The 18,193-nt window shown below is 37.3% G+C and carries 13 protein-coding genes and 1 riboswitch; all 13 genes read right to left on the reverse strand.

Going from position 1 to position 18,193, the window contains the following annotated elements:
- Positions 1-43: 43 nt before the first annotated feature.
- The 13 genes from secG to MKX67_RS19995 all read right to left on the reverse strand — a co-directional run bounded on the left by secG (position 44) and on the right by MKX67_RS19995 (position 18,025).
- Entirely contained in the window at positions 44-277 is a 234-nt protein-coding gene (secG, locus tag MKX67_RS19935) for a preprotein translocase subunit SecG (RefSeq protein WP_095371911.1), read from the reverse strand.
- 693 nt (positions 278-970) lie between these two features.
- On the reverse strand, positions 971-2,266 hold the full coding sequence (gene eno / locus MKX67_RS19940; RefSeq protein ID WP_342488655.1) for a phosphopyruvate hydratase: 1,296 nt from the start codon (positions 2,264-2,266) through the stop codon (positions 971-973).
- Between the two features lie 90 nt (positions 2,267-2,356).
- Positions 2,357-3,889, reverse strand: coding sequence for a 2,3-bisphosphoglycerate-independent phosphoglycerate mutase (gene gpmI / locus MKX67_RS19945; RefSeq protein ID WP_322910454.1), 1,533 nt, complete (start codon positions 3,887-3,889; stop codon positions 2,357-2,359).
- The gene (gene tpiA / locus MKX67_RS19950; protein WP_341052152.1) at positions 3,882-4,643 is read right to left on the reverse strand and encodes a triose-phosphate isomerase; all 762 of its coding nucleotides are present in this window, start codon (positions 4,641-4,643) and stop codon (positions 3,882-3,884) included. Before tpiA ends, gpmI begins: the two co-directional genes overlap by 8 nt.
- A 27-nt stretch (positions 4,644-4,670) precedes the next feature.
- Entirely contained in the window at positions 4,671-5,855 is a 1,185-nt protein-coding gene (locus MKX67_RS19955) for a phosphoglycerate kinase (RefSeq protein WP_307317798.1), read from the reverse strand.
- Positions 5,856-6,139: 284 nt separating this feature from the next.
- Positions 6,140-7,147 (reverse strand): type I glyceraldehyde-3-phosphate dehydrogenase, encoded by a 1,008-nt coding sequence (gene gap / locus MKX67_RS19960; protein WP_224937085.1) that lies wholly within the window; start codon positions 7,145-7,147, stop codon positions 6,140-6,142.
- Positions 7,148-7,162: 15 nt separating this feature from the next.
- Positions 7,163-8,191, reverse strand: coding sequence for a sugar-binding domain-containing protein (locus MKX67_RS19965; RefSeq protein WP_322910453.1), 1,029 nt, complete (start codon positions 8,189-8,191; stop codon positions 7,163-7,165).
- A gap of 194 nt (positions 8,192-8,385) precedes the next feature.
- Positions 8,386-8,634: a glutaredoxin family protein gene (locus tag MKX67_RS19970; protein ID WP_322910452.1), complete on the reverse strand. Its 249-nt coding sequence runs from the start codon at positions 8,632-8,634 to the stop codon at positions 8,386-8,388.
- 20 nt (positions 8,635-8,654) lie between these two features.
- Positions 8,655-9,989: an RNA polymerase factor sigma-54 gene (rpoN, locus tag MKX67_RS19975; protein WP_307317805.1), complete on the reverse strand. Its 1,335-nt coding sequence runs from the start codon at positions 9,987-9,989 to the stop codon at positions 8,655-8,657.
- A gap of 226 nt (positions 9,990-10,215) precedes the next feature.
- Positions 10,216-10,301: riboswitch (cyclic di-GMP riboswitch) on the forward strand.
- Between the two features lie 367 nt (positions 10,302-10,668).
- Positions 10,669-11,136 carry a hypothetical protein gene (locus MKX67_RS19980; protein WP_095371903.1) on the reverse strand — a complete coding sequence of 156 codons (468 nt, stop codon included), beginning with the start codon at positions 11,134-11,136 and terminating at the stop codon, positions 10,669-10,671.
- Positions 11,137-11,145: 9 nt separating this feature from the next.
- Positions 11,146-12,159, reverse strand: a complete 1,014-nt coding sequence (locus tag MKX67_RS19985; protein ID WP_307317808.1) for a DUF3231 family protein — start codon at positions 12,157-12,159, stop codon at positions 11,146-11,148.
- 83 nt (positions 12,160-12,242) lie between these two features.
- The gene (locus MKX67_RS19990) at positions 12,243-13,475 is read right to left on the reverse strand and encodes a helix-turn-helix transcriptional regulator (RefSeq protein ID WP_322910450.1); all 1,233 of its coding nucleotides are present in this window, start codon (positions 13,473-13,475) and stop codon (positions 12,243-12,245) included.
- Between the two features lie 353 nt (positions 13,476-13,828).
- A complete protein-coding gene (locus MKX67_RS19995; RefSeq protein ID WP_342488657.1) occupies positions 13,829-18,025 on the reverse strand; it encodes a S8 family serine peptidase in 4,197 nt (1,398 codons plus the stop codon).
- Positions 18,026-18,193: the final 168 nt, after the last annotated feature.

Genomic DNA, 18,193 nt, shown 5'->3' on the forward strand with positions numbered 1-18,193 from the left:
CCGACCTTTCGTTGAGGCCAGGCATTGCATTGTTCGTCTCTATTTATAGAGCAAAATAAGAAACTGCGATTGTTAAAATAAAGAATAAAACAGCTAAAACAATCGTCAAACGATGTAAAATCAAATCTAAGCCGCGTGCTTTTTGTTTACCAAAAAGTTGCTCCGCTCCACCAGAAATCGCACCTGAAAGACCTGCACTTTTTCCTGATTGAAGTAAAACAACGGCAATTAAACCGATAGACACAATGACTAGCAATGTAATTAAAAGTGTATGCATGTGGGCACCTCCATATCAACCATTTACGTACAATAATAATACTCAAATTTTAGCATATTTACTATGTACAGACAAGTTAATCTATCATGAAATGTCAAGTTCATGCCCGCATGCCTATTTGCGCATCTACAAATTATTAACAAAAATGGTAATCTCATTATTGTATGATGTGATTAGCCGCTTTTTAGGAAAGACTCTATTATATATATTTCTGTATTTTTGATTTTTCTTTTCAAAGTAGTATACAAAGAAGTGGTTTTAGAAATTTGACGCCATTCCTTGATAAATGAGTCAACATTCGTAGTGAATCCGAAAATTTGACGTGATTCCATGATAAACGAGTCAGAATCCTTAGTGATTCCGAAAATTTGACGCGGTTCCTTGATTAATGAGTCAAAATCCGTAGTGAATCCAAAAATTTGACGCAGTTCCATGATTAACGAGTCAGATTCCGTAGTGGATTCAAAAATTTGACGCGGTTCCTTGATTAATGAGTCAAAATCCGTAGTGAATCCAAAAATTTGACGCGTTTCTATGATAAACGAGTCAGGGCTTTTGGTTTTGACATTTCTTTATTTATCTCGCCATGTATTTACGCGTATTTTCCACTACGGAGATCGGCATCCCTTAAAACCTAAAATAGCCAAAAAAAACAAACACCATTTACAAAATGATGTTTGTTTTTTTAAGACATTATTTACTCAAGTTATAAAAAGATTTCAATCCGTCATACACAGCTAAATCACCAAGCTCGTCTTCGATGCGAAGTAGTTGGTTGTATTTTGCAATACGATCTGTACGGCTCATTGAACCTGTTTTGATTTGACCAGCATTCGTAGCTACAGCGATATCAGCGATTGTTGCGTCTTCTGATTCGCCAGAACGGTGAGAAACGACTGCTGTGTAACCAGCACGTTTCGCCATTTCGATCGCTTCAAATGTTTCAGTTAATGTACCGATTTGGTTTACTTTAATAAGGATTGAGTTTCCTACACCTTGTTCAATTCCTTGTGCTAGCTTTTTCGTGTTTGTAACGAATAGGTCGTCCCCTACTAATTGAACTTTACCACCGATGCGTTCAGTTAATAATTTGTGGCCTTCCCAGTCGTTTTCATCTAATCCATCTTCAATCGAGATGATTGGGAATTCAGAAACAAGCTCCTCGTAGAAAGAAACCATTTCTTCTGAAGATAATCCAAGACGACCTTCTCCAGTTAAATCATATTTGCCGGTTTCTTTGTTAAAGAATTCAGATGAAGCAACGTCCATTGCAAGGTAAATATCTTTACCTGCTTCGTAACCTGCATTGCTAATCGCTTCAATGATGACTTCTAGCGCTTCACGGTTTGACCCAAGGTTTGGGGCGAAGCCACCCTCGTCACCTACTGCCGTGTTTAAGCTTTTAGATGAAAGAACTTTTTTCAATGAATGGAAAACTTCAGCACCCATACGGATCGCTTCTTTGAATGTAGGAGCGCCAATAGGCATAATCATGAATTCTTGGAAATCAACATTGTTATCCGCATGAGAACCACCATTAATGATATTCATCATTGGTGTTGGTAATTGTTTCGCATTGAAACCACCAAGATAGCGGTATAATGGTAAACCAACAGACTCTGCTGCTGCATGCGCACAAGCCATAGAAACACCAAGAATTGCGTTTGCACCTAATTTGCCCTTATTTTCTGTGCCATCAAGCGCGATCATTGTACGGTCAATACCTACTTGATCAGTTACGTCAAAACCAATAATTGCTTCAGAAATTAAGTTATTCACATTATCTACTGCTTTTTGAACACCTTTACCTAAGTAACGATCCTTGTCTCCGTCGCGAAGTTCAACGGCTTCATATTCACCAGTTGATGCACCAGATGGTACAATCGCACGGCCGAAGAAGCCAGACTCGGTTAATACTTCTACTTCTACTGTTGGATTTCCACGTGAATCTAATACTTCACGAGCATATACATGTTGGATAAATGGCATGATAATCTCTCCTTTTTCATTGGCTGTCATCTTGTCAAACTTCATTTATATGTAAGGCACGGATGTTCACAAAAAAGTGAACACCGGCACTTATTTAATTAATGTAGAACCAGTCATTTCTTCAGGTTGAGACACTTTTAATAAATCAAGTATAGTTGGAGCTAAATCTCCTAATATACCATCTTCACGTAATATTAGACCTTTTTCCGTTACAATAACAGGTACTGGATTAGTTGTATGAGCTGTCATTGGATGATCATCAAGAGTAATGACCTCATCCGCATTGCCGTGGTCAGCGGTGATAATCGCTTTTCCACCTTTAGCAATAATGGCGTCAATCACTTTTCCAAGACATTCATCAACCGTTTCAACAGCTTTAATTGTTGGTTCTAGCATTCCTGAGTGCCCCACCATATCAGGGTTAGCAAAATTTAATATAATGGCATCATGCTTATCTTGACTAATTTCATCAAGCAAAGCATCTGTTACTTCGTAGGCGCTCATTTCAGGCTTTAAATCATAAGTAGCAACTTTAGGTGAGTTAATCAAAATCCGTTCTTCACCAGGAAATTTTGCTTCTCTTCCTCCACTCATAAAGAATGTAACATGAGGATACTTCTCTGTTTCTGCAATTCTCAGTTGCGTTAAGTGATTTTGTGAAAGTACTTCTCCAAGAGTATTATCTAGGTTTGTCGGTTTAAATGCAACATACCCGTCAACTGTTTCACTAAAATGGGTTAAACAAACAAAGAATAAAGTCTTTGGATGGCCTATACCACGATCAAATGAACGGAAGTCTTTGTTTGTAAACGTATTTGAAATCTGAATCGCGCGGTCAGGTCTAAAGTTGTAAAAAATCATAGCATCATTATTACTAACTTTTCCAACAGGTGATCCATCTTCCTTCACAATAACAGAAGGAATAACAAATTCGTCATAAATACCGTTCGCATAACTATCTTCGACTAATTCATGGGCACTATGATAAGCAGGACCTTCGCCATACACCATCGAACGATAAGATTTCTCCACACGTTCCCAACGATTGTCACGATCCATTGAGTAATAACGACCTGAAATAGAGGCGAATTCACCTACACCAATTTCTTTCATTTTCGCTTCTGCCGCTTGAATATATCCTCTAGCTGTCTGCGGACCAACATCGCGGCCATCAAGAAAACCATGGACATAGACCTTTTTTAATCCTTCGTCACTAGCTAGCTGAAGGAGGGCATACAAGTGGTTAATGTGACTATGCACACCACCGTCTGACAATAATCCCATCAGATGAAGGCTTGTATTGTTTTTCTTCGCATGATTAATCGCTGCAAGGAATGTTTCATTCTGCTCAAAGTGCCCCTCACGAATAGCCACATTTACTCTTGTTAAGCTTTGATAAACAATGCGTCCGGCCCCGATATTCATATGACCGACTTCGGAGTTCCCCATTTGTCCTTGTGGTAAACCAACCGCTTCTCCACTTGCTGTTAAATAAGCGTGTGGATACTCATTCCATAACCGATCAAAATTCGGTTTTTTCGCTTGAGCAACAGCATTGCCTTTGACTTCTTCTCTATGGGCAAAGCCATCAAGAATAATCAAAGCAACAGGTGATTTACTCATACTTACCCGCCTCCAATAATTGCAGGAAGGAAGAGGGCTCAAGACTTGCGCCACCGACAAGTGCACCGTCAATATCCGCTTGACTCATATATTCTTTAATGTTTGCCGGTTTCACACTACCACCATATTGAATGCGAAGAGCTTCGGCGATTTCCTCAGAAAACTGTTTACTAACGACAGAACGAATATGGGCACATACTTCGTTTGCATCTTCTGCTGAAGATGACTTTCCTGTACCAATAGCCCATATCGGTTCATAAGCGATGACAGCCTGTTTTAATTGCCCATCAGATAATCCCGACAACGCTGCTTCAACTTGATGTCCAACAAAACTCATTGTTTCATTGTTTTCTCTTTGTTCAAGTGTTTCACCTACGCAAATGATGGGAGTGAGGTTATGTGCAAATGCTGACTTCGCTTTTTTATTCACAGTCTCATCAGTTTCATTGAACATTTCGCGACGTTCTGAATGACCAATGATGACATATGATACACCTAAGTCTTGAAGTGCAACAGGGCTGATTTCGCCAGTAAATGCGCCATTATCTTCAAAATGCATGTTTTGTGCACCAATGGCAACAGGTGAACCTTCCACACCATCTACAAGACGCTCTAAAAATAGGGCTGGAGCACACACGATTGTATCCATATCCATTTCATCTGGAACAAGACCATTAATCTCTTCAATAAAGGACTTCGCCTCATTCATTGTTTTATGCATTTTCCAGTTACCTGCAATAATCGGCTTACGCATACTATCTCGTCCTTTCCTTTTTATTACTTATTTATCATTTAAAGCGACAACACCTGGAAGGGCTTTTCCTTCCATAAATTCTAATGATGCACCGCCACCTGTTGAAATATGACTCATACGATCAGCAAAATGGAATTTCTCGACTGCTGCTGCAGAATCACCACCACCGATAACAGAGTATGTGTCATTTGCTTCCGCTAATGCTTCTGCTACTGCTTTTGTTCCACCAGCAAACTGATCCATTTCAAATACACCCATCGGTCCATTCCAAATGACTAGCTTACTATCTGCAATTACTTCACTATATAAATTAGCCGTTTCAGGACCAATATCTAATGCCATCCAATCTCCTGGAATCTCGTTAATAGCCACTATTTTACTATCTGCGTCTTCAGCAAAACGATCGGCAACGACAGCATCAATTGGCATTAGAAATTTCACGCCTTTTTCTTCCGCTTTTTTCATAAACGTTTTCGCTAATTCTAATTTATCTTCTTCTAATAGAGAATTGCCAATATCATGGCCTTGTGCTTTTACAAACGTAAAGGCTAGACCGCCACCGATAATTAAATTATCTACTTTATCTAATAGATTATCAATTACATCGATTTTATCTTTTACCTTTGCACCACCAATGATAGCTGTAAATGGTCTGTCAGGGTTTGACAATGCCTTGCCTAACACTTCTAATTCTTTTTCCATTAGCAAACCAGAAACCGCTGGGATATGGTGGGCAATTCCTTCTGTCGATGCATGTGCACGATGTGCTGCACCAAAAGCATCATTTACATAAACATCTGCTAATTGGGCAAAAGCTTTAGCAAGTTCAGGATCATTCTTCTCTTCACCTGGGTAAAAGCGAACATTCTCTAGTAATAGAACATCGCCCTCTTCTAAACCATCTACTGCCTGTTCTACTTTTTCTCCGTACGCCTCATCTGCATAGGCAACATTTTTTCCTAGCAAGGCAGATAATCTTTCTGCAACAGGAGTTAACCTTAACTCTTCTACTACTTGTCCTTTTGGACGCCCTAAATGAGAAGCTAAAATCACTTTCGCTCCTTGGTCAATTAGATAGTTAATTGTCGGAATTGCTGCGCGGATACGTGTTTCATCCGTGATTTGTCCCTCTTTCATTGGCACATTAAAGTCTACACGACAAAATACGCGTTTTCCTTTTAGTTCTACATCTTTTACGCTCTTTTTGTTCATAGTAAAAGGCCCTCCTAAACATAATAATAGACTATTTTCTAGTTAGCTGCTTGTACTACAAGAAAGGCGAATGTTCATTCATTTATATGTATAAAAATCACCGTTTTCTTTCTTACTCGCGCAAGAAAAGCGCGAAAACGTATAGAAAAAGTCAAAATAAAAGGGAGAGGTATGGTCCCTTTCTCCCTTCACCATTTATCATTATAGACGTTCATTCATCTAATATCCATAAAGATGTGAGTTTGTAAGCAAAATTTTATTTTTAATGTTTACCAAACCTACATTTATAATCCTTTTTCAGCCATATATTCCATTAAATCAATCACTCTGTGAGAATAACCACTTTCATTGTCATACCATGATATGACTTTGACCATATTGCCTTCCATAACCATTGTAGATAATCCATCAACGGTTGATGATGCAGGATTTCCATTGTAATCACCTGAAACTAATGGTTCCTCACTAAAGCTAAGAATATCCTTTAACTCTCCATTTGCGGCAGATTTCAATGCTTCATTCACTTCATCGACTGTGACATCTTTATCAAGCTCGGCAACTAAATCAACTAGAGAAACATTCGGTGTTGGAACACGAATGGCACCACCATTTAATTTCCCTTTTAATTCTGGTAGAACAAGAGAAACGGCTTTTGCTGCTCCAGTTGTTGTTGGAATAATATTTTCTGCAGCTGCTCTTGCTCGACGATAATCTTTATGAGGCAAATCAAGAATTTGCTGGTCATTTGTATAGGAGTGGACAGTTGTCATCATTCCTCGTTTAATTGTAAATGAATCATGTAAAACTTTCGCCAACGGTGCTAAGCAATTCGTCGTACAAGAAGCATTTGATACGATATGATGGTTGTCAGGATCATATGACTCATGATTCACACCCATTACAATCGTTAAATCTTCATCGGTTGCCGGAGCAGATATAACCACTTTCTTCGCACCTGCTTCTAAGTGCTTCGCTGCATCTGCTCGTTTTGTAAAGCGGCCTGTAGATTCAACAACTAACTCAACACCTAAATCACCCCAACCAATATCAGCTGGATTTCTTTCTGCTAACACTTTAACCTTTTTGCCACCTACGATTAAGTTATCGCCGTCTACCTTTACCTCGTGCGGAAATGCTCCATGAATGGAGTCGTATTTTAATAAATGAGCTAGCATATTCGCATCTGTTAAGTCATTTATCGCAACGATTTCTACATTTTCCTTTTCAAAGCTCGCACGAAATACGTTTCTGCCAATTCTTCCAAATCCGTTTATTCCCACTTTAATTGTCATATTATGAAACCTCCGTTAATTAATTGTTTTTAGTAATTCCTCTGCCACAATCTCATCTGTGACAAGTATTGTTTGTTTCGGTGCTTGTTTCATGTAGGCAGCAATCGCTTTAGCCTTTGTTGATCCACCTGCAACGGCAATCACATATTCTGCATGTTGCAAATCTTCTAGTTGTAGTCCTACTGTTTGCAAACGATGGACCACTTTACCCTCTTCATTAAAGTAATACCCGAATGCTTCAGCAATCGCACCTGATTCTGTTAATTCCTTTATATTTCCCTTATGGGTACCACGTCTTTCTGCCATCTCAAGTGCATTGCCAATACCGTGAATAACGATATTCGCCTTTTTTATCACTTTCAGCACTTGCTTTATTTCTGGTTCCTTGATGATGGATTGATACATTTCTTCACCGACGACATCTGGGACATACAATGTTTGGTATGTGCCGCCCGATTCTTCTGCCATTCGCGCCGCTAATGTATTGGCTTGGAATCTCATATCTGTGCCGACGCCTCCACGGGCTGGAACAAATAAGACATCCACCATATGTTGCTGTTTCCTTAGCGCTTCAGCTACAGTTGAAATTGTGGATCCACCCGTCACTGCAATGGTCATCCCTCCATTAGCTATCGCCTGAACAAGGCGGGCTACTTCTTTTCCTAACTCTGACTTTACTGTTTCATCCTTATCAGTATCCCCATAAGTAAGTAGCACCTTTTCTATTTGAAGCATATTTGTCAAGTTTATTTCTTTATCATTTAATCCCGACCATTCTTTAATTACCTCGTGGAGATCTACAAGGAGATGCTTTCCAGCCTCCGATAGTTTCGTTCCTTGTGCATCTACAATAATTAAGCCTTGTTCTCTTAAAAAATCGAGTTCTCCGCGTAATACTCTTTCGGTCATCCCTACTTTTGTCGCTAAACTCCTTCTTCCTACAGGCTCCATTAAAGAGGTTTGTTGCAAAATTTCATATCGTCTTTTCATTATTTCCATCAAGTCTGGAATTACTTTTTGAGTAACATTCATCCACTTATTCAATTTTTTACTCCTTTATATGGACATTATATGTCCACGCAAGACATTTTGTGTCCCACGAGAATAAAAATATATAATGAAGTCAAAACTTCATTTTTTTCTTCTTTATTCTTATACCCTTTTTACAATAATTTAATCATCAATCTTTAAAAATAACCCTACAACTTTATATTAGCAGGGTTATTTTTATTTTTCAATCATTTATCACTTTCCCAACTTAACTTCTCAGAAAGAGTGACATAATCTACTTGTCCATATTGAAGGATCTCACCGTCTACCTCAATAACTGGAATCATTAAACCAAAGCGTTCTGTTAGATCATCACTTGTTTCAATATCAATGGCTTCATATTGAAATAGACTTTCTTCTTGAACCATCTCAATGACAAGCTCAGCTTGCTCACATAAAGGGCATCTTTTTCTTGTATACAGTTTAACAATCTGCAATAATCATCCACCCCACTCTTTTATTCGTATCTTTTTCTTTTTGAAGAAGATGGAATTTTTAATTGATCACGATATTTTGCAACTGTTCTTCTTGATATCACAATACCTTTTTCCTCTTCTAATCGCTTGACTATCACTTGATCTGAAAGAGGTTTTTTCTTATCTTCACTTTTGACCATGTCACTTATTGCGTTTTTCGCCTGCTCAGATGATGCATTCTCAAACGACGTCGTCTTAATCGTACTAGAAAAAAAGGATCGCAATTCAATCGTTCCAAATGGCGTTTGCGCATATTTTTCACGGACCGCACGACTGACAGTTGATTCATGTATCTCTAATTCATCGGCTATCTCTTTCATTGTCATCGGTTGCAAATAATTTGGGCCCTTCCAGAAGTATTCAGGCTGTTTTTCAACAATTTTTAATGCTACTTTTAATAATGTTTCTTTTCTTTGTTCTATACTTCTAGCAATCCAATGAAAGTCCGTTTTTTTCTCTTGCAAAAAACGATTCACTTCTTGATCTCCATCTGCTTGAAACTTACGAAAATAGCTCTCATTAAAGCGAATCTTTGGTAGCACATCATCATATATACTTACAGAAAAAGTCCCATCTTCCCACTGAATAACGACTTCTGGTGTAATATATGGTGCTAACTCATTTTGGAAGGATGCAGCTGGTCTTGGATTTAGTGTTTGCACAAGATCAAAAACTTCTTGGATTTCTTTTAGTTCTACTTTCAGGTTTTTCGCTATTTCTTTCCATTTCTTATCAGCAAAAAGAAGAAAATAATCACTAATGACTTTCTCAGCGATTTCATTATAAGGGTGAAGTCTCTCTAATTGTAACCATAGACACTCCTGTAAGTCTCTCGCCGCTACTCCTGCAGGTTCTAAACTTTGAATCTCTATCAACGCTTCATTCATATCCTCTTCACTTACGTTGAATTTTTCCGCAACAGTTTGTATGTCTGTCTGTAAGTAACCGTTTTCATCTAAACATCCAATGAGATAGGAAATGAGTTTATATTCCATATGATTTAATTCTGCGATCGCTAACTGCGAATGTAAGTATTCTTGTAATGTTGTATGGTTTTTTGAACCGATTTGTTCAATCCAGTCCTGTTTATTGTCATCTACTTTTTGTTTTGATGGTTTCATTCGGTCAAATCTCGAATCGGCTGCTTGTGCAGGACTCGCTTCAATTTGCATAAGGGGATTCTCTAACGCCTTACTTTCCAAAAAGGCAGACAATTCTTGTGTATTATATTGTAACAGCGCAATCGCTTGTGTAAGCTCTTGTGTCATGGTCAATTTTAATGTTTGCTGTTGCCACAACCCTGCTTTCAAGTTCATTCTAAAAACCCCCCTTATTCTCATTCTACAATAATCACCTGAAATAGTGTATAGAAATAAATTGGTAGCTCACTACATAACTATTCAGATTGTAGAGTAAATATCATCAAAAAAGAAAAAGGAAGATTTGTGGAAACTAAACAATTATTAGATTTTTCAGTTATTTTTCCCTTTAGTTACAAAAAGGACGTTTGTCGACCATACTCTATGAATATGTGATAGAATCTATCATATTGGGCAAATTTTACGAAAGTAAAAGACGCAAAGCCACGGGCCTAAAGCATATATTGTCATGGCAGCCGGGTTGCAGATGTGTGAGGTGATTATTTCCGCTTGAATCACCCTTACCTGTTATGGACTTTCTAAAGGTCTCCTATATAAAAACCTTTCTAATTTTGCCTAAATTTCCCACAAAAAAGAAAGGTGTGTCTTATGATCTATCCAACCGTTCAAAGCGATGAAACCCATTTAACCCACATTGTAAAAGACAAACACTCTTGTATATGCGGTTTCCGCTATAATGTTTTTGCTACATTTACGAGGAAAGATTTGAAGAAAATCCAATTTAGATCGAATGAAAAAATTACTTGTCCCGTATGCAAAGCAACAGTAAATGAGGATTAATTGTATACATACCAAATTTAAAAGCCAACCATATAATCATGCGAAGGGTTGGCTTTTATGATGAAGTTGAAAATTTAATGATGACAAATCGAATGAGCCAACCAATTATGACACCAGGAATGACAGCTATCATTGGTAACCATACAGGCCCAAAAAACACGCCAAATATTGATACCTCTGTTGAATACATAAGACCAACCGTTACAAAATAAGCACAAAATACAAATGGTAAGAATGAATATTTACTCCCTTCACCCCCAGCATCCTTATAAGCATCCCAAATAGCGAAGAAGTATAAACACGGATAGAACATTAACCATCCATAATTAGCTGCTTCAGCAGCTTGATGAACTTTCCCTTGAAAGCTTAACATAATAATTTCGTTAAAATTACCCATGACATTAAATAAAATTTCTAAAACTAAAAATACAGTACCTTTAAACAATTTACCATTTAAATATTGACCAAAACCGGGAAAAGCAATCGACCAAAACAATTTCTCAATCGGGTTATTTTTTCTCACAGAACATCCCTATTTCCTTTTCTTTTTAGAAATATTTCTATGGTCTACTGATTGAGGGGCTTGTTCAAGCCAACCGTATTTAATTAATAAACTTGCCGATTGATTGCCTAAGTCTAATGTTTCGGTCATTATCTTTGCATACATTACCGTTAAATCCCGTCTTGTAGTCGTACCTAATGCTGTCCCATAATAGCCGGATAACGTAGCAATAAATATTACTACTTGGTATAGCATTAGCTTTTCTGAAAAAGGTGGTGTGGTAGAATTAAGCACTTCTGAGTCCCAAGTCGGTGAAACAGAAATGCTATCCTTAATTAAAGTATTAGCAAATTCTTGGACATTTTCATCGAACAAATCAAGACCTTTCCGCAAAAATTTCTTGATATCATTGGAAGTAACAGTTTGACAAAGACCTAAAAACAGGGCCTTTCCTAAAGCATTTCTTTGCATATCGTTGTACACATTCATAATCTCAACGACTGATAATGCTCGCTGTTCACTTATAAAGCCGTTTAAATAACTATTTTTTTCAGCGATTTCAATTTTTTCTGGGATTGGAATAGACGGTGAGGGGTGAAAAACACCCTTTTCTTGCTGCAATTTAATTGCCCTTCTATATAATTGTGAACCTTTTTCCAATGCTTTTGTGAAAACTTGATCCACATCTTCATGAATTGCAATAGCTAATGCAGTTCCATAACCAATAATGCCATAACGAGTCATATCATGCATATACGCAAGAATAAACACATCTGAGTAAAGCTTTGGAGCAGTTACATTGACATCTTCTTCTTCACTAAAGGCTTTCGGCAATGGATGGTTGTTCTTATTATAGATCGTCGTAATATCAAAAATAATTTCATCACACATCTCGATAGCCGTCTCAATAAATTCCTTAATCTCTCCTTTATCAGCTTTTTCATAAAAATATTGCAGGACGCATTTATACATTTTATTATTCATATAGGCATTCCATAGCTGTGCTAACTCAGATGCCGTTAACCTTTGATCTTTCTCCGCCATATTAACCCTCCCATTGAAAGATTATCTATAGCGTGTCCTTAACCTTAAGGAAACATTCCCAGTTTTTTTACATCCATATACAATTAAACTAATGTCGGTGAAGCAATTAAACTTTTTGCCAATTTAAACGCGCTTTCAACGTCACCAATCTTCCTATAATAAGCAAATAAACGTTGTTCGTATTTTTCTATCATAAGCGTATCACCCGACTGACGATAATAAGGTAATAATTTATTTTCTATTATGGCGTATGCTTCCTCTTCTCTGCCCTCAATTAAGAAGGAGTAAAACTCAAATGTAAAAAGCCCACTCCATTGGTAAGTCTTTGCTAATTCAATCCCTTTTCTTACTTCTTGTAACAATTCCTTTTTATGTACTAACCCACTAATAAAACCATTATGAATATAATTTTCTAAAAACATGGCGTATAATGGAGAGTTTTCGCAAGCAATTTCTAATGCTTTCAAATAGTAATAGTGTGCTTCAGTGTATTTTTTCCTTTTATGAAGGTCATAAGCGAAGTTGTTATATACCTTTGCTTTTCTCTCTACTTCGCCACACTCTTCACATAAACGAAAAAGAGCCTCATACCTATCTTTCGTCTCTTTAAAATCATGAGCACCTTTCGCATTTAACTGCACAAGTAATAATGTTTCCGAATCTATCATGCGATTAACATTCATCGTTGAATGAAAATAATCAGCAGCTTTTTTACCATAATAATAGGCTTGTACGTTCTGATTAGCAGCATAATAAGCGAGTGCTAGATGGTAATAATATTCATTTTGATGATAGCTATCATGGTCAATAGAACTTAATTCTCGAATACAGTCTTTATTTCTCCCCGTTAAAAAATAATATATCCCTAATTGATGCTTTAATGAATTCTCTTCAAAAGAGGTTAGCTCTATCACTTCCTTTTGAAGTTGGTTGATAAAGTAATAAGCTTCTGTCACTTTCATCTTATATAAGAAGTACCTCGCCATTGTTAGAAAGTAACTCGCTTGAAAATCTGGTACTTTTCTTAACGAGTTTGCTGTTAACTCTTTCTTTAATTGCTCAATTCTCTCATCATCTTGAATAATAATTTGCTTTTGGAGGTCAGTCATCTTTCGCTTAAATTGCTGAAATCGTTCAATTTCATCTTCCATGTTAATTTCCAACCGTTCACAAAGCATATAAATAATTTCACTGGAGTATTGAGTAGACTCTCTTTCAATTTTACTTAAATGGGTGATAGAGCAAATGCCTTGTACAATCTCCTTCTGTGTAAGCTTCTTTGCTTCTCGATAGTATTTGATGATTTTTCCTTCCATCCTTGAACCTCCCAATAAGTGAAAAGTTAATCATGTCTCTTTTTGGCTATTATAGCAGAGAAAAATGATGGAGAAAGGCAAGGAAATCCTATTTAACCGTCTTACACATGACGGAAAAGTAATAGACAAACTAGGAGGACCATGTTTTATACGGTAGAGTAAACCATGAAACTTTTTTCGAAAAAAATAACCTAATAAGGGGCAAAACAGAAACGATTAAGCGGCCTTAGCCCTAAAGAATATAGAGCTAAAGCCGCTTAGACTGTTTTTATTATTTCCACTGACTATTTAACAGGGGGCAGTTCAATTAGTTCGTATCGATAGGATTCGTATCTATCTGTCGTAAGCTATAACTATTCAATTGGTGTTAAACCAATTAATCGAAGGAAATATTCAAGGTCTTTGTTACCGATTTTTTCTTTTGGTTGTTTCGATTCAGCATCAGGACCTTTCGTTAAGAAATTCTTTTCTGTTATTCTTATGTCTAATTCATCGACAATTCCGTCTTGATTAATATCTTCTTTCTTCTTCGAGGTATCTTCATCTCCATATGCATCAACAATTTTTCGAATGTCTTTTATATCAATGACCTTATCGCCATTCACATCACCGGCTAATCCTAGTTTTGGACGGATGGTTTGATGTTGACCAAAGAGTTCGCCATCGATTTTCTTACCAGGCACAAAAGTTGTGGCGCTCTTTAGGTGGCCTGGTGCTTCAATAACTAACGTATAATCCTGACTGCTCGCTGGAATTCCTTTTACAGTGAATTGTCCATGATCATCCAGCGTACCTTTATAATTCTTACCTGAACGTGTTTGAGCATACACTTTAATACCTAAATCGTTTGCTTCTCCAACGCGGTTAAAATATCCTTCCTCACTATTAAAAGCTTCTAAGTTCACTGAGCCTGCAACAGTCGTATGTTTAGAAATCACATCAAATGAATCGACACTATAATAAGGAATATCAACTTGTTGCTCGTCTTTTGGTGTATACTTTCCATTTACTACTTCAAAGCTACTTGTTTTACCATAATAAGCATCATCTTTCAACTTAAATGTCACATCAATTAATGGCATATCCCCATCTAGCCCATCAAAAGCTTTTCCAGATAGAGCACTACTTAATGTAACCGTACTATTCCAAATATCACTTTTTTCTACTACCGGTTTAGCTAAATCCACTTTAATGCCCTTTTGTTTTGTGTATTGCTCTATCTCTTTCGTCAAATTTGCCTTTTTGAAATCATATAAGTCATGTTGGAAACTCACTTGCCATTCCCCTGACATCATATCTTGAACATTGTTTAGCGAAAGAGTCATTGTAATATTGTCTTTTTTCTTTATCGCTTCCTTATCATAACTAGCGGAAACATATGGAGTTCCTTCCTTCACAAAAATATAGTTCTCCATCTTAACAGCTGTCGCTAAATCGGAAGTGGCTAACCGTAAATATAACTCTTGATTTTCAATATCACTTTTTTCAATGCCAAATTTCACATTTCCTTCTGCATCAATCGGGAATGTCCTTGCAAAATAAGCGTATTTAGAAGTGTCAAAATACATCGTATTAGATGATTGATCATACGGTAAACCTTTTTCATTTAATAGTCCGATTGTTTCATCTTCTACTTTACCATGAACATAAAATGCCTCTTCCCCATCCTCGACTGTAAACATCGAGTCATTCAGTTCATACACACCGGGCTCGTGATCCCACTCAATCTCAGGTGCGGTATTGTCAATGATTGCTGGTGCGTCAACTGTATACGTTTTTCCACTATCATCCTTCGCTAAAATGACTATTTCATAGTCTCCCTCTGGTAATTTTACGTATTCTTCAGCAATTGGCTGATTAGGGTCCTTCGTAAATGGCAACATTGCTCCTGTAAACATATACAGCAAGAAATATTCTCGATCTGGCATCATATTCTCAGCATTTAACGAACCAATATATCCGAGTGCCTCACCTGACTGACTATCTTTCACGATCACGTCGATGCTTTCCATTGGACTTTTCAAAGTAAATAATCCGTTAATAATTGGATAGTAGTTTTGCCAAAACCCAACATCATTCGCTAGTGTTGGTCGGTCCGTTTCAAAAGAATCAATTCCTTTATCTGTAACAAAGATGGAAAAAGGAATTTGATATTTCTCTTGGGCATCCGCTTGATTATTTATACGAATATAGCCTTCATATGCACCCGGCTTCGCATTCGCTGGTACATTGATGGTGGCGTTTAGCGTTTTTTCTTTCCCTTTACCGACTGTAACAGACTTCTTCGTTTTTAAAGTGACCTTATTTTCTTTTGCATTTTCAACCCCATCAATCGATTGATTAAACTCTACTGTAAGGTCATAAGATTTTTTCTTACCGCTATTTTTGATTACTATATCTTTAGAGTGGTTAATCGCTTCACCATCATCACGTAAATAATCCCTACCAAATGCTATAGAAGCTGTCTCTTCATCTATAACAACGGTACCTTCTCCCTCCATCATTTCCGTTTCATCAAGTACTTTAATTGTCGTTTCAGCATGTACAGATGCATAGGCATTGATTCTTCCTGCTCCAACTTCATTCACTGAATAATCGCCATTCAGGTCGACTGAGTTATTCATCAATACTTCCTTCACTTCGAAAGGGTCATAAGCTTCATTTTCTTGAAGAATCAATGCTGCTACACCTGCTACATGAGGTGTTGCCATCGACGTTCCTTGCATTCTAGCATAGGCATTGTCATATGCGACTCCTTCTTCAGGACTATTGATATACTCTGGAATCGTCGAAAATATCGCTACCCCTGGCGCCACAACGTCTGGTTTAATATCATAGTTTCCATTCACCGGACCTCTTGAACTAAAGTCAGCTAAATGATCTCCCTCTGTTGTCGTTTCATCAAGATTTGTTAAAGTGATTTTATTGACTCCACTCGCTTTCAATTTCTCTCCATCTTCTTTTGACAGGCGGAAAGATGGGAGATATTCACTTCCTTCTCCCAAGTAGGATGGGATTTGCCCTTCTTCATTGTTATAGATAATAACAGCTATTGCTCCTGCATCTTTCGCATGTTTAATTTTCTCATCAAAGGTCAAAGTGCCTCTTTCAATTAATGCGATTTTCCCTTTCACATCTAACCCTTGGTAATCCGTCTCTTGGCCAATCCCAGCTTCAACAATCGGTAACTCTTTACCTTCTAATAATGCCAACTTATCAGAAAAATTCTTCGCTAGTAACATTAAGGATAGTTTTTGGCCTTTAACGGTTACATCTAAAGTCGGGATACTCATATCGGAGTCACTTGCCCCTACAGTAATACCTAAAGCAGCTGTACCAGGTGAACCGAGTGTTTTTTCATCTGGACCTGCATTTCCTGCAGCCACTACCGCAACAACCCCAGAAAGCATCGCTTGGTTTATCGCAATAGAGGTCGGGTCTAGTGGGTCATTGACAGAAGTTCCGAGTGATAAATTCATTACATCCATTTCATCTGCAACTGCTTTATCAATACCAGCCATAACATCTTCGTTACTTCCAGATCCGTATGGACCTAGCACTCTATAATTATATAAGTCAACTTCTGGTGCTACCCCAGTTACAGCATAATCTACAGTGTTATCAGGGTTTGCTGCTATCGTTCCTGATACGTGAGTGCCATGAGATGTATAATAAGTCGCTCCACCGTATTCTTCAGGATACCCTTCATCATTTCCAACCCAATCTTCATAGGTTGTTTCCATTGGGTCAGCATCATTATCAACAAAATCCCAGCCTTTAACTGAAGATGGCTCTACCTCAGCAGGATTCTCGCCATCGGTATAGCGATATCCTTTATAAGCATCCATTAAATCAGGATGGTTATAATCAATTCCTGTATCGATTACACCGACTTTAATGCCTTCTCCCTTAATCTTTTCATCATGCAATTGATCAACCCCAATTTGAGGTACACTATCAGCCATTTTCGGACTAACCTTCTCATCTTCACTAGGTAAATCTAATTTGATTTCTTTGTTACTCCATATTCTTTTTACTTCATCAGAGGCAAGTAATGATTGAACAGCCGTACCAGGTAAAGTCATTGATACCCCATTAAAAGCGTGTTTGTATTCATGAATGATCTCAAGCTTATTGGCATCAAACTTATCAATAGATTTTTTCTTTTTCATTGAGGATATAAATGTTGAAAAGGATTTATGAGAAGCCTCAACTTGCTGTTCTGCATTATTAACCGCTTTTTGCTTACCTAATAAAAGTTGCTGTTTAACAGCCACTTTTGCTGGAAGTGTTTTAAATTCAACAATAACAGAAACTAATTCTGCACTATCCTGCTTAATATCTGGAGAAATTGTAAATGTTGGTGACGCATTTAATTCATTCAAAGTCGCTCTTTCTTCTTTGGATAAACCACTGAGCATAGATTCAATCTGTTTCATATTGAACTTATCATTCTCAGCTGCCATTGAATGACTAGGTACACTGAACGAAAATATCATACCAGCAGCCATCGTCAACGTAAGTAACGGCTTTAGCTTTTTAAACTTCATAACTCCACCCCTATTTTTTGAAAATTTATTATTTTTATAATTTAATGATAGGTTGTGAAGTTATTACTTGTAAATTGGGGTAATATTTTTAGGTACTTCGGTACAAAAAAGCGAAGAATTTGTCGAAAAAAGAAAACAAACGGACCATTTTCGGTTATTTTTTTGCGG

The organism is Cytobacillus sp. FSL W7-1323 (genome assembly GCF_038595015.1).
Classification (GTDB): domain Bacteria; phylum Bacillota; class Bacilli; order Bacillales; family Cytobacillaceae; genus Cytobacillus; species Cytobacillus kochii.

What these genes read in the sequence shown, in the direction of transcription:
- tpiA (WP_341052152.1), bottom strand. Translation starts at nt 4,643, where the DNA reads ATGCGTAAGCCGATTATTGCAGGTAACTGGAAAATGCATAAAACAATG.
- MKX67_RS19995 (WP_342488657.1), bottom strand. Translation starts at nt 18,025, where the DNA reads ATGAAGTTTAAAAAGCTAAAGCCGTTACTTACGTTGACGATGGCTGCT.
- MKX67_RS19955 (WP_307317798.1), bottom strand. Translation starts at nt 5,855, where the DNA reads ATGAACAAAAAGAGCGTAAAAGATGTAGAACTAAAAGGAAAACGCGTA.
- gap (WP_224937085.1), bottom strand. Translation starts at nt 7,147, where the DNA reads ATGACAATTAAAGTGGGAATAAACGGATTTGGAAGAATTGGCAGAAAC.
- eno (WP_342488655.1), bottom strand. Translation starts at nt 2,266, where the DNA reads ATGCCATTTATCCAACATGTATATGCTCGTGAAGTATTAGATTCACGT.
- MKX67_RS19990 (WP_322910450.1), bottom strand. Translation starts at nt 13,475, where the DNA reads ATGGAAGGAAAAATCATCAAATACTATCGAGAAGCAAAGAAGCTTACA.
- secG (WP_095371911.1), bottom strand. Translation starts at nt 277, where the DNA reads ATGCATACACTTTTAATTACATTGCTAGTCATTGTGTCTATCGGTTTA.
- MKX67_RS19985 (WP_307317808.1), bottom strand. Translation starts at nt 12,159, where the DNA reads ATGGCGGAGAAAGATCAAAGGTTAACGGCATCTGAGTTAGCACAGCTA.
- rpoN (WP_307317805.1), bottom strand. Translation starts at nt 9,989, where the DNA reads ATGAACTTGAAAGCAGGGTTGTGGCAACAGCAAACATTAAAATTGACC.
- gpmI (WP_322910454.1), bottom strand. Translation starts at nt 3,889, where the DNA reads ATGAGTAAATCACCTGTTGCTTTGATTATTCTTGATGGCTTTGCCCAT.